We start from the raw sequence: 11,903 nt of genomic DNA, 5'->3' as shown, positions 1-11,903 counted from the left end.
GACTAAATTGAACTGACCAAACCGATGAGCTTCAGGAACGAGGCTCATGCGTCCGGCGGCCCGAGATCAGTCAGGAGAGCCGTTACAGTGGCGCGCAAGGAAGGCAGCATGGTAGTGACGATCTCCCATACGCGTCCGTCATCAACAACAGCATAGCCGTGGATCAGGAGGTTACGGAAGCTGACGATCTTGCGCAGGTTGGGCACTCGGTCGGCAAGATCCGGAGCTTCCTTCGACAGTCGGTTCAGCGCCTCGCCGATGATCTCGAACTGCCGCTCCACTGCAGAACGGATCCGCGGGCTCGCCCGGTAATCTGAAACATCGAGGCCCGCAGTAAACTCGGTGATCGCTTCGGCGGCCTGCTGCGCGCCGCATAGAGGGCAGGCGGATCACGCGGAATAGATCAACTCTTTCGACTGGTTGATCGTTGCCCGCACATAGGGGTTTTTGAGGGCGGAAGATTCGATGAGATCGACGGGACGTCCGAGAAGCCGTTCGAGGGCTTCGGCGAAGCCGACAAATTGGTCGAGCGGCGCCAGGCCGCTATTCCTGTCGAACTCGACGAGAAAATCCGCATCACTTCTTGCCGCGTCGAAATCGGCACCACGCGCTCCGGAACCGAACAGCTCGAGCCGCACCACCCCATAGTGATCACACAGCGCCCTTAGGGCGTCCCGGTGCTTTTCGATCTCCATGTGCATATCAATCTCCTGCCGGCACGGACAGAATACATGTTGCAGATCATCCAACCAAAGCTTCGTTTGGATGTTCTTGATCCGCAAGGACAGGGCTGAAGCCAGGGCAGGCCGGTTTCCGGCTTATGGATATAGAGCCCAAGGCCCGCCCCGGAGGGCGGCATTCTAAAACCTCATACACTCAGAGGCTTATTTGGTTGCGGGGATAGGATTTGAACCTATGAGCTTCAGGTTGTGAGGCTGACGAGCTACCGGGCTGCCCTATCCCGCGTCAATGAGAAATGCTTGCATAACCTTGTACTTATATTTGGTGCACCGTAACTCCCTCATGCGCAGAGGGCTGGCGTGCTAACGTCATGGTCGCTTCGCGGTTCGCCTCTGCAAACACTTCGCGGACATAATCGATTACGTCGTCTGGAATCGCCTCTACCATAAAGGTTTGGCTGACAACCGATGGTAGCAACAGGTTGGAGTGTGGGCCATGAAATTAAAGCGCGCGAAAGTGCAATCGCAGTCCCTACTAAGCCGTCTTGGTGGAATTTCCGCCTTCGGATTTGGCGTGAGCTTCAAGGCGCCGGAGCCGGAGCGGCAGGTGGTTCGCGACGTTATCACATCGCTTGAGGACAGACGGGCGCTCTACGTTGGCGCGATCAGCGAGCAGCCCGATTATGTTATTAAATCAGTCATCGAAATGCGCCACGAATTGACGTCGGGTCTTAAGCGCGTCGGCGACGGCTCGCCGGCAAAAGAAGCATTCAGAGCGATGCGTGCCGCATGTCGCGACTTCTTGACCCATCCGGTGATGCAGGAGAGCGGGCAGCACATGCTTCATCAGCGCGGCCTTTACCAACAAGAGGAGTTCTTGCTCGGATTGGGCAAGCTTCGCTCTGTTTTTGGTCAGCAAGTCGCACTACTCGGATATCTCTACGGAATCGACATCGAGGAGCAATTGGCTTCGACGTTACCGCCAATCCCCGGAAACGAAAGTGACGACAAATAGTCGGCCCGCTTCGTCCTAAACGGCTGAAACTCCACTAGGATTAGGGTGACAGTGCTGGACTGCACCCCGTAAGTGAGACACGCTAATTGCGGTGACAGGCATTTCGAGGATGAGGCAGCACTGGAAGACCTTCGCTTCATGTGAGCCGGTCGGTCGCGCATTGCTGCGGTGAACGAAGGCGCCGACAGATCTTTTTTGCGGACCAGAAACGCCAGAAAACCACATCTTAAAGAATTCTACTTAGTGATCGCTCGACCGGCCGATCGCGCTCCCCGACATTCGATTCCATTGATACCCGCCCTCGGTCGAGGTGCTACGCGCTGGTTCGTTGATTCTGCACTCCGTTCGGGGGACTGGTCATGCGTCATCGTGGGTCATCAACCGGAGACATTCGTTCATGAAACGCCGCGACTTCCTGATCAGCGCATCCGCCGTCGGTTTTGCAGGCCCGGCACTTTTCAGGGCGGCCGTGTTGCCGGCGCTGGCGCAGGCCCAAGCACCCGCCGGGGCGTCCATCGTGCGCGCGGCGATTTTCCCGGCGATCGGCTTTTCGCGCGTCGGCAATGGCGATGAATGGTTCCTCGCGCCCGAGGTGCCGGGCCTGGTGAACGAGCCTGCGGGCGGATTCAAACAGGGACCGAACCGCATCAAGAAGCAGGTTCAGCGTTTTCGCGTGTATGGTTACGACGATCAGGGGCGCGTCGTTCGTGAGCTCGGCGAGGCCGACGGCCTGCGATGGACCGTACACGTGGCAAACAGCAAGGCGGCCTGGTACGGCTATTCGAACGCGATGGACGGCGGCGACAAAGCTCCGGGTATCCCCGGCGCGTTGCGCAATGCCGCCATCGAGCCGGCCCGCCGCGAAGACATGCTGGTCATCGACGCAGGTCCGGTCCGGATCGAAGGCGCTTCGAAGAACACCGATGGTCTTGATGCGGCCTATCGCATGGCCGGCCGGTTCTGGAAGACCTTGCCGGTGACCCTCGGTCATCTGCGTACCGATGAGGCCGGACGGCTCCTGGTATTTCCTGCCGACGGCATCTCCAATTCCGCCTTGCCGCAGAATCCGGTGCGCGACTTCACCAACAATGACGGGTGGCACGATGACTGGTGTGACGGCTGGGTGAAGGCCAGCGTCAGGGTCGGCGGCACGGACATGGCCTGCGAGCCGGCCTGGGTCGTCTGCTGCGGTCCGAAATTCGCACCGCAGATCGAGCCGATCGTCAGTCTCTACGACGCGGCACGGGAAGCGATGATCGCGTCCGGACACATGACGTCGCCGTCCGCCCCGGTGTCGTTTCGCCGGGATGTCCTTCCGATCCTGCGGCGCGCCGGCATGATGCAATGGATCGTGCAGGCCTCCTACCTCAGCAAGGCCTGGACCGATCTCGATGATCTGTCCGACCCCGTCGTGGTCCAGTCGCTAGCGGACCCCGCGGCGAAAGCGCGCCCCACGCGCGAAAAGGTCCTGGCCGCGTTCCGCAAGCCCGGCGGCGAAGACCGACGCTCAGACGCGCTGCCGCCGATGCTCGGAGATGGCGTCAACTTCCCGGGAAGCCCGACCGGCTGGCTCGCGCTGACGCCGGCCCAATACGCCATCCTGAGCCACTGGGCCAAGGGCGAATTCACCGACGACCTCAACGACGCCGCCGCCAACGCGGTCGAGAAGCTCGACGACATGCCGTTGTCGCTCCGGCCGGAGGCGCTCACGCGTGCGGCGCTGGATGCGTGCTCGGGGGGTGCGTTCCATCCCGGCGTCGAGATCACATGGCCGATCCGCCATGCCGCGCTGTATCGGACCGCGAAGGAAACGCCGCTGCCTTTCCGCATTGCGATCTCGACAAGGAAGAACCTTGTTCAGGACGTCGGATTGCAGCTCAATCCGCAAAATGTCTTCTCCGGTCATCCCGACCGGAAGGACGATGGCGCGCCGGTGGGGCCGCAGGCCCCGGGCGATCTCACGCGATGGATGGGCGTTCCCTGGCAGGGCGACGCATTCAGCTGCCAGTCCGTGCTGACGGCCGAGGGTTTCCCGACTCCGGTCTGGTGGCCTGCGCTGCTTCCCGTCGACGTCCTGCCGGAGGGTTTCTACCAACAGATGATGCGCGCCGATCTCTCGGCGGAGGAGCGGCTGCGCTTCTATCATTCGCGGGTCGCGTGGTCGCGCGGCGCGGCCGGCGTCGGCCTGCATGTCGAGGCCGGCTACACCGACGGGCTGCGGCGAATGATCGAGTTGTGGACGCAAATGGGCGTCGTCGTGCGCCGCACCGGACCGAAGGACCTCCCAGGCATTCCCAAGGACGTCTTTGTCGAAGTGCAGCGCGGCACGCTGGATATGTCCGCGATCAAAAACCGCACCTGAGCGCGTGCATCAGGTCGTGATTCTGGGCGCGGGAATGGCAGGCATGGCCTGTGCCCGCACCCTGTTGCAACGAGGATGTCGTCCGCTCCTCGTTGCGCCCAGCCAGGACACCGCCAACCGTGGCGAAACCCTTTCATTCCGAGCCTCTCCGCATCTTGAGAGACTCGGCTGGCTTGGCCTGCTCGACGCGGAGACCGCGATCGCGTGTCAAGGGCGCTATTCGATATGGGGCAGCGCCACACTGCGGCGGGATTCATTTCACCAGGAAAGCGAGTCGGGCTGGCATATCGACCGGCGGCAGTTGGAGAGCCGCATGGCCAAGGCGCTCGATGCCGACGACGTCGCGCGGCACTCCGCCAAGGCCCGCCGGCTCTCGCAAACACCAGCCCACGTCGTTGTCGATCTAGCCGATGGCTCTTCGATCGAAGCGGCGTTTGTCATCGACTGCTCCGGCCGCGCCTCGGTCACGGCCGGCGGCGCAACACCGATGCGTCGTCTCGACAAGCTCGTGGCCTGCTACGCGATTTTCGAGCTCGAGCAAGATGTCGAAGCCATGCCGGCGACACTTGTCGAGGCGGTGGCGGCGGGATGGTGGTATATGTCGGTGATGCCGGGCAATCGCATCCTGCTCTGCTTCTTCACGGATTCGGACCTGCTTCCGGCGGGACTGCGCAACGACGCTATTCTCTGGGCCGATTTGGTTTCGCGCACCCACGCGATCTCTGCACGCGTAGCGAGCCTCGACATCGATCCGGCCGCGTGCCCGCGTTTGCAGTTTGCACCGGCGAGCACCACCACGACATCCAAGCTGATCGACCATCGCATCATCAGGGCCGGCGACGCCGCGAGCGCGCTCGATCCGCTGGGAGCGAACGGCCTTGCCACGGCACTGTGGAGCGGCGTTCAGGCTGCCGAGGCGGTCACTGGCGCCCTCGTGCGGGACGACACGGCATCCCGGCGCTACGAACGGCAGTTTCTGGAGGGGATCGCATCGCATCTGATCACGCAGAGAGCAATCTATGCATCAGAGCATCGCTTTCCCGGCGCGCCCTTCTGGCAACGGCGCAACGACGCTCCGCTTGAGAGCACCTCGTCTCCGGTCGAGACGTAACCCATCGTGAATGGGCAAACATCCGCATCGGCGGCAAATGCGAACGTCACGTCGAAAAAGAACCCCGGCGATCGATTGAGATTGCCGGGGGCGCACCTTCGTGAAAAGCCCGTCGGGTGCGGGGGAGTACCAACCAGGCCGGCAGAACCGTACAAGATCGCTGAAGCTCGCGCGACATGTGCCACACCTCAGGCTAGCTCTCAAAGAAGCCGGGATGCTTCTCCACGAAGGCATGCAGCTCGCGCGCGACGCGGTCGAGATGGCTGGCCATCTCGCCCCTGGCCCTTTCAGGATCGCGATCTGCAATCCCGCGGTAGATCGCCTCGTGCTCCAGGTAAGTGCCCTTGGGCCGGCCCGGCTCGGGCAGCAGCGTGCGGCGGACGCGTTCAAGATGAGTTCGGATCGGGTCAAGAACTTCGCCGACGCGCGCGAGGCCCAGGCCCTCGGTCATCTGGCGATGAAACCTGGTATCAAGCTCGTGGAATCCTTCGAGGTCTCCGCTCGCGATCGCCGCCTTTTGATAGGCGAGATTCTGGCCGAGCGCGCCGATCGCATCGTCCGACATGCTGGCCGCGCAGACGCCGACGATCTCGACCTCCAGCGCGCGGCGCATCAGCATCCACTGCCGGACGTCCTCCAGATGAATCCTGGCGACGTAGGAGCCGCGCTGCGGCTCGACCACAACGAGCCCTTCGAAGGCGAGCCTGTTGATCGCCGTCGTGATCGACAGCTTCGACACTTCAAAGCGCGCGCACCACTCGTTCTTGTCAATCGGCGTTTCGGGCGCGAGCGTGCCTGAGACGATGGCGCGCTTCAGCGCAAGATAGGCCAGATCGACTTTCGACCCGCCTGCGCTACGCCCGCGCGCTGGCCTCGCGCCGCCACTGAACCCGCCGACTGAATGCATGCTGTGTTCCCCCGGGCCGATCTACACATTTCGATGCCGCGACGCCAATCGCGCGGCCAAAAGGCTTGACGAGCCTCATCTGATATAACTAGCATATCAGTCAATGAATAGACGGTCACCTGCGGCTCGATGTCTTCAAGGACTGGCGGCACGCCGGGAGGAAAAGCCAATGGAGACACGCTTCGGCGCGCTCGGGACGGACGACGAGCGTGGTGCGCCGCGCTCGTCTCGCGTGGTCGAACTTGGCAGCCGTGCCGGCGTGCCGGGCAGACATGCCGTCCTCTGCGCGGAACGGGTCTCCAAATCCTTTGCCGGGGTGAATGCGCTCCACGACGTCGACTTCGACCTTCGCCACGGCGAAGTGCACGCGCTGATGGGCGAGAACGGTGCCGGCAAGAGCACCCTGATGAAGATCTTAGCCGGCGTGCATACGACCTACGACGGCACAATTCTGGTCGAGGGCCACGCGGCCTCCTTCGGCGGCGTGCGCGACGCTGAAGAGGCCGGCGTCGCCATCATCCACCAGGAGCTGAATCTCGTTCCCGAGCTGAGCGTCGCCGACAATATCTTCCTTGGCCGAGAGCCGCTGATCGGCGGCGTATTGATCGACCGGCGCCGGGTGGTGAGGGCCGCCGAGCGCCTGCTGGCCCGCCTCGGCGTAACCATCGCGCCTGACACCAGGATTGCCGGCCTGCGCGTTGGCGAGCAGCAGCTCGTCGAGATCGCCAAGGCGCTATCGCTCAATGCGCGCATCCTCATCATGGACGAGCCGACCTCGGCGCTATCGTCGTCGGAATGCGACACATTGTTCAAGATCGTGCGCCAACTCGCAAGCGAAGGCGTCGCGATCATCTACACGTCGCATCGCATCGAGGAGGTGATGGAGCTTGCCGACCGTGTCACCGTGCTGCGCGACGGCCGGCGCGTGGTGACGGCACGAATCGACGAACTCTCGCGAGCAGCCATCATCTCGGCGATGGTCGGCCGCGAGATGACCGCGAACGAGCGGGGCGCGACGGCGCAGGACGGCGCGGTCGTCCTCTCGGTGCAGGACCTGACGCTGGATACGCTCGGTCCGCACGGATGGCGGCGGACGCTGCACGGCGTGAGTTTCGAGCTCAAGCGCGGCGAGATTCTCGGTGTCGGCGGCCTGCTCGGGTCCGGCCGGACGGAGATCCTGGAGTCGATCTTCGGTGTGGCGCGTGGCTGGCGGACCGGCAGCATCGCGATCGACGGTGCTGCGGTCGACATCAACTCTCCCTCCGACGCCTACCGTCTCGGCGTCGCGCTCGTCAGCGAGGACCGCAAGGAGCGCGGCCTGCATCTGGCCGCCTCGATCTGCGACAATGTCGCGCTGCCCTCGATCGGCGCGCTCTCGCGATTTGGCCTGCGCGCGTTCGCGCGCGAGCGCGCACTCGCCGCCGACATGGTCAAGCGGCTCTCGGTTCGCTGCACCGGCATCGGCCAGGAGGCCGCCGCGCTGTCCGGCGGCAACCAGCAAAAGGTCGTGATCGGCAAATGGCTGGCGACCGAGCCGCGCATCCTGCTGCTCGACGAGCCAACCCGCGGCATCGACATCGGCGCCAAGCAGGAGATCTACCGGTTGATCTTCGATCTCGCCGCGCAGGGGCTCGGCATCGTCGTGGTCACCTCGGAAATGCCCGAACTGCTGCTGTTGTCCGACCGCATCCTCGTCATGTGCGAGGGACGGCAGACCGGCATCCTCGCACGCGAGAACGCGACACAGGAGACGGTGATGCGCCTTGCGGCGCCGGGAATGGCGAATTGGTCGCAGGAAGCCGCATCATGAAAGCCCTGTTCCGCCTGCTCTCCCGCACCAAGCTCTATTGGGGACTGCTGCTGATCTGCCTGATCGGCGCTGTTATCTCGCCGCAGACGTCATCCGGCCACAACATCTTCCTGTCCTACGGCAACCTGACCGACGTGCTGCGCCAGGTGTCGATCACCGGACTGGTCGCGACCGGAATGACCATGGTCATCCTGCTCGGCGGCATCGACCTGTCGGTCGGCTCGGTGATGGGATTCTCGACGGTGATCTGCGCGATGCTGTTGACCAAGCCCGGCTGGACCGCGGCGTCCGTCATCGGCGTGCCGGCGGCGATCCTCGTCGGCGGCGCCACCGTGGCGCTGGCTGCACGCTTCGTGTTCGCCGGCCTCGCGCGTGGCCGCGATGTCAGTGCCGGACGACGACGCGAGATCTCGCTGACGCGCTGGCAGAGCACGGGCATACCGGGATTGCTCGGGCTCGTCGCCGCCATCGCAATCGGGTGGTGGACGATGAGCCAGGTGCCGGCAAAATTCGGCGTGCTCGGTGCCCTGGTGATCGCGCCCTGCCTCGCGATGGTGCTTGGCGGCATCAACGGGCTCCTGATCGTTGCCGGCCGGCTGCAGCCCTTCATCGCGACGCTCGCGATGATGGTCAGCGCACTCGGCATCTCGCGATTGACGGCCGGGTCCGACAATGCCGTGGTACCGGTCTACACCGGCACCAATGCGACCGAGGCCTTTGAGCTGCTGCGTTCGATGCTGTGGGGCGTGTTGCCAGTCCCGAGCGTCTTCTTCCTCGCGGCGATCGGTCTGTTCGGCGCGATCCTGCGCTTCACTACCTTCGGGCGCTACGCTTACGCGATCGGCGGCAATATCGAGGCTGCAAAGCTCTCCGGCATCAAGGTCGCGCAGGTGCAACTCACGGCCTACCTGTTGTCGGGCCTTCTCGCGGGGATCGCCGGCGTGCTGTTCGTCGCGCAGTACCGCCAGGGCAAGCCCGACGCAGGCACCGGCCTCGAGCTCGACGCGATCGCCGCCGTTGTGATCGGCGGCACCAGCCTGATGGGCGGCCGCGGCGGCCTCGCCGGCACGTTCGTCGGCGTCCTGATCTTCGGCCTGCTCTCCGACATCCTTCAGCTTCAGAACATCGACTCCAATGTCCAGCTCGTGATGAAGGGGTTGATCATCGTCTGCACCGTGCTGGTGCAGGAACAGAATCTCGGCCAGCTCGTCGCGCGATGGCGGTTCCGCCGATCGGGCGAAGCACAGGCCGATCCGAGAACGGCCGAACCCCATCGGCCGCCAAGTGCCGCAAAGGCCCAACTCGCAAGGGAGGATCTCGATGAAGCGTCGTGAATTCTTGAAATTGTCGACCACCGCGGCGGGTGCCGCAATGACCATCTATCTGCCGGTCGGTTGGACGCCTGCAAGGGCCGCCGGCAAGTCGAAAGTCGGTTTCAGCCAGTGCACCACGCTGGAGCCGTGGCGCGTGCAATTCAACAAGGACATCCAGGCCGAGGCGAAGAACCATCCGGATATCGACCTCATCATTACGGACGGCCAGGACAAGACCGAGAAGCAAGTCGCCGATTGCGACAATTTGATCGTACAGCAGGTCAACGTGCTCCTGATCTCGCCCAAGGAATCGGCCGGCCTGACCGGCGTGGTCGAAAAGGGGATCGACGCCAAGATTCCCGTCATCGTGCTCGACCGCAACGTCGACACCAAGCGCATCACCCAGTTCATCGGTGGCGACAACGTCGCTATCGGCAAGGCGGCCGGCGAGCACGCGGTGAAGCTGCTCGGCGGTCCGGGCAAGGCGGCCGGCAACGTCGTCGAAATCTGGGGCGGCATGGGCACCCAACCCGCGCACGATCGGCACGACGGCTTCCATGCCTTCACCGACAAGGAGAAAGGCATCAAGTACCTGCTCAACAACCAGTCGGGCGACTGGAAGCAGGACAAGGCCTACGACATCATGACAACGGCGCTTCGCAACAACGAGAAGATCGACATGGTCTATGGCCATAACGATCCGATGGCCTACGGCGCGTATCTCGCCGCCAAGGACGCCGGCCGCGACAAGGACATCAAGTTCATCATTGGCATCGACGGATTGCCGGACGAAGGCGTCACCTGGGTCTCCAAGGGCCAGCTCACCGCGACATTCCTCTACGCAACGCCCGGCGCAGAAGGATTGAGGCAGGCGGCAAAGCTGCTCAAGGGCGAGAAGCTCGAGCCGGTCATCACCTTGCCGACGATGCTGATCACCAAGGAGAACGCGTCGGAGATCCTGAAGAAGAATGGATAGCTCTGATCTGGCTATACCGAAATAGCGGCCGCGAGAGCCAGGTGCGACAAATCTCGCACCGGGCTCTCCATTCGCGGCGCGGCTGTTGATCGCGCCAGATCGACATCCGGCGGAATCGGCAACTTTCTTTGAGGTTTGAAATGAGCGCTGCCATCTTCGCCAGGCAGGATGGTGTCTGGCTGAATGAACCGGAACGGTGGACCGCGCTGGGCGACACCCTCGAGATCGTCACCGACAAGGCCACCGATTTCTGGCGCAAGACTCACTATGGGTTCTGCCGCGACAGCGGCCATTTTCTGGGTTTTCGGACGGCGCAGGCGTTTACTGCCGAGCTGCGCGTCCAGTGCGATTTTCAGGCCCTGTACGATCAAGCCGGCATCATGGTGCGCGTCGATCCGGAGCACTGGGTCAAAGCCGGAATTGAGTTCTCCGACGGGCGCGCCATGCTTTCGAGCGTATTGACCAACGGGCAATCGGATTGGGCAACTGCCCCGTATGAGCACGATGCCGGCGATTTTTGGATGCGCGTCACCGTCGCCGACGGCGTTCTTCGATTGCAGGCGTCGGCTGATGGCAAAGTCTGGCCACTCGTCCGATTGGCTCCTTTCACCATTGCGCAATCCTACTGGGTCGGACCTATGGCTTGCACACCCGAACGAGGGGGATTGCCGGTCACGTTCACGAGATTTTCCCTGAAACCGCCGCTCGGCAAGGATCTGCACGATCTCAGCTAGAGCGGATGCAGCACAAGGCTCGGGAACTGGCGCAAGCTATCTTAGAGGGCGGAATATCCTGGGACGGCATGCTCATATGAGTCGGGTCCGCGGCCGCACCACATTCGCGAGCGCTTTCCGAATAATTGAGCGGAGGTGTCGGAACGAGGCGCCGCCGGACGTCTTCACGGATATCGGCCCCAACCAGAGGTCACGCCATGGATAGTTCCATCCTGAAGCCTGCTTCCGAGCTTGCTCGTACGAACAAGGCCCATTTTCCCAACGAAACCGCCGATTATCGCCGCGCCCGGCAAGGCCTCCTGGCGGAGGAGATCGAGCTGCGTCGTCACATCGAGCGTGTTGCTGAACTGCGCCGGGCGCTGCCGCTCGGCGGCGAGGTGAAGAAAAACTACGTGCTCGAAGGCGAGAACGGCAAAGCGAATTTCGCCGACTTGTTCGACGGCAAGCAGACGCTCGCGATCTATAGCTACATGTTCGGGCCGCAGCGGCAGACGCCATGCCCGATGTGCACGTCCTTTATGAGCACATGGGAGCACAAATTGCCTGACATCGAGCAGCGTATCGCGTTCGTCTTCATCGCGAGGTCGCCGATCGCGCGGTTGATCGAGGCGAAGAAAGCGCGTGGCTGGACGCGACACAAGATCTTCTCTGACATCTCCGGCGATTACACGCGGGACTACGTCAGCGCCGAGGATGCCGACGTGCCCGGCTACAGCGTGTTCACGCAGCGCGACGGCACGATCCGGCATTTCTGGTCCGGCGAGATGAGCAGCACGATGGCCGACCCCCAACAGGATCCGCGCGGCGCGCCCGACATGGATCCGCTCTGGACCATCCTCGACACCACGCCAGAAGGACGCGGAACCGACTGGTATCCAAAGCTCGCTTACTGAGCGCTCCTGCGATCAGTGATAATGCGTGCCCGTGGCTTCGCTGGCATGTTGCAATTGCTCGTGCCAGTCCGGGCCACCCTCGCCCTGCAATATTGCCCGATG

At 63.1% G+C, this 11,903-nt stretch carries 11 protein-coding genes and 1 tRNA gene; 8 read left to right on the top strand and 4 right to left on the bottom strand.

The features are described from left to right. Window positions 1-44: 44 nt before the first annotated feature. The 3 genes from JJC00_RS04490 to JJC00_RS04480 all read right to left on the bottom strand — a co-directional run bounded on the left by JJC00_RS04490 (window position 45) and on the right by JJC00_RS04480 (window position 966). Window positions 45-347: a HepT-like ribonuclease domain-containing protein gene (locus JJC00_RS04490; RefSeq protein WP_200473976.1), complete on the bottom strand. Its 303-nt coding sequence runs from the start codon at window positions 345-347 to the stop codon at window positions 45-47. Between the two features lie 42 nt (window positions 348-389). Next, a complete protein-coding gene (locus JJC00_RS04485; protein WP_200471543.1) occupies window positions 390-701 on the bottom strand; it encodes a nucleotidyltransferase family protein in 312 nt (103 codons plus the stop codon). Between the two features lie 188 nt (window positions 702-889). Continuing rightward, window positions 890-966 (bottom strand) — tRNA-Val (locus JJC00_RS04480). Between the two features lie 210 nt (window positions 967-1,176). Here JJC00_RS04480 and JJC00_RS04475 point away from each other — a divergent pair. From JJC00_RS04475 to JJC00_RS04465, 3 genes are all read left to right on the top strand, one after another. After that, window positions 1,177-1,695, top strand: a complete 519-nt coding sequence (locus tag JJC00_RS04475; protein ID WP_200471542.1) for a DUF6650 family protein — start codon at window positions 1,177-1,179, stop codon at window positions 1,693-1,695. A gap of 397 nt (window positions 1,696-2,092) precedes the next feature. Continuing rightward, a complete protein-coding gene (gene goxA / locus JJC00_RS04470) occupies window positions 2,093-4,057 on the top strand; it encodes a CTQ-dependent glycine oxidase GoxA (RefSeq protein WP_200471541.1) in 1,965 nt (654 codons plus the stop codon). 34 nt (window positions 4,058-4,091) lie between these two features. Continuing rightward, a complete protein-coding gene (locus JJC00_RS04465) occupies window positions 4,092-5,168 on the top strand; it encodes an NAD(P)/FAD-dependent oxidoreductase (RefSeq protein ID WP_210347354.1) in 1,077 nt (358 codons plus the stop codon). A gap of 193 nt (window positions 5,169-5,361) precedes the next feature. Here the strand turns inward: JJC00_RS04465 and JJC00_RS04460 are convergent, their stop codons facing one another. After that, on the bottom strand, window positions 5,362-6,075 hold the full coding sequence (locus JJC00_RS04460) for a GntR family transcriptional regulator (RefSeq protein ID WP_200471539.1): 714 nt from the start codon (window positions 6,073-6,075) through the stop codon (window positions 5,362-5,364). A gap of 169 nt (window positions 6,076-6,244) precedes the next feature. Here JJC00_RS04460 and JJC00_RS04455 point away from each other — a divergent pair, with 169 nt between their 5' ends. From JJC00_RS04455 to JJC00_RS04435, 5 genes are all read left to right on the top strand, one after another. Continuing rightward, window positions 6,245-7,885: a sugar ABC transporter ATP-binding protein gene (locus JJC00_RS04455; RefSeq protein WP_200471538.1), complete on the top strand. Its 1,641-nt coding sequence runs from the start codon at window positions 6,245-6,247 to the stop codon at window positions 7,883-7,885. Beyond that, window positions 7,882-9,219: an ABC transporter permease gene (locus tag JJC00_RS04450; protein ID WP_200471537.1), complete on the top strand. Its 1,338-nt coding sequence runs from the start codon at window positions 7,882-7,884 to the stop codon at window positions 9,217-9,219. The genes JJC00_RS04455 and JJC00_RS04450 overlap by 4 nt, the downstream gene beginning before the upstream one ends. A 37-nt stretch (window positions 9,220-9,256) precedes the next feature. After that, window positions 9,257-10,174, top strand: a complete 918-nt coding sequence (locus tag JJC00_RS04445) for a substrate-binding domain-containing protein (RefSeq protein ID WP_433996542.1) — start codon at window positions 9,257-9,259, stop codon at window positions 10,172-10,174. Window positions 10,175-10,314: 140 nt separating this feature from the next. Then, window positions 10,315-10,908, top strand: coding sequence for a DUF1349 domain-containing protein (locus JJC00_RS04440; protein ID WP_200471535.1), 594 nt, complete (start codon window positions 10,315-10,317; stop codon window positions 10,906-10,908). Window positions 10,909-11,105: 197 nt separating this feature from the next. Then, window positions 11,106-11,801, top strand: coding sequence for a DUF899 family protein (locus JJC00_RS04435; RefSeq protein ID WP_200471534.1), 696 nt, complete (start codon window positions 11,106-11,108; stop codon window positions 11,799-11,801). Window positions 11,802-11,903 lie beyond the last annotated feature (102 nt).

Source organism: Bradyrhizobium diazoefficiens (assembly GCF_016616885.1).
Taxonomy (GTDB): Bacteria; Pseudomonadota; Alphaproteobacteria; order Rhizobiales; family Xanthobacteraceae; genus Bradyrhizobium; species Bradyrhizobium diazoefficiens_F.
Note: the sequence above shows the minus strand (reverse complement) of the source record. Positions and strands in the feature narration are given on the sequence as shown.

What these genes read in the sequence shown, in the direction of transcription:
- JJC00_RS04465 (WP_210347354.1), top strand. Translation starts at nt 4,092, where the DNA reads ATGGCAGGCATGGCCTGTGCCCGCACCCTGTTGCAACGAGGATGTCGT.
- JJC00_RS04445 (WP_433996542.1), top strand. Translation starts at nt 9,257, where the DNA reads ATGACCATCTATCTGCCGGTCGGTTGGACGCCTGCAAGGGCCGCCGGC.
- JJC00_RS04455 (WP_200471538.1), top strand. Translation starts at nt 6,245, where the DNA reads ATGGAGACACGCTTCGGCGCGCTCGGGACGGACGACGAGCGTGGTGCG.
- JJC00_RS04485 (WP_200471543.1), bottom strand. Translation starts at nt 701, where the DNA reads ATGCACATGGAGATCGAAAAGCACCGGGACGCCCTAAGGGCGCTGTGT.
- JJC00_RS04450 (WP_200471537.1), top strand. Translation starts at nt 7,882, where the DNA reads ATGAAAGCCCTGTTCCGCCTGCTCTCCCGCACCAAGCTCTATTGGGGA.
- goxA (WP_200471541.1), top strand. Translation starts at nt 2,093, where the DNA reads ATGAAACGCCGCGACTTCCTGATCAGCGCATCCGCCGTCGGTTTTGCA.
- JJC00_RS04435 (WP_200471534.1), top strand. Translation starts at nt 11,106, where the DNA reads ATGGATAGTTCCATCCTGAAGCCTGCTTCCGAGCTTGCTCGTACGAAC.
- JJC00_RS04440 (WP_200471535.1), top strand. Translation starts at nt 10,315, where the DNA reads ATGAGCGCTGCCATCTTCGCCAGGCAGGATGGTGTCTGGCTGAATGAA.
- JJC00_RS04460 (WP_200471539.1), bottom strand. Translation starts at nt 6,075, where the DNA reads ATGCATTCAGTCGGCGGGTTCAGTGGCGGCGCGAGGCCAGCGCGCGGG.
- JJC00_RS04475 (WP_200471542.1), top strand. Translation starts at nt 1,177, where the DNA reads ATGAAATTAAAGCGCGCGAAAGTGCAATCGCAGTCCCTACTAAGCCGT.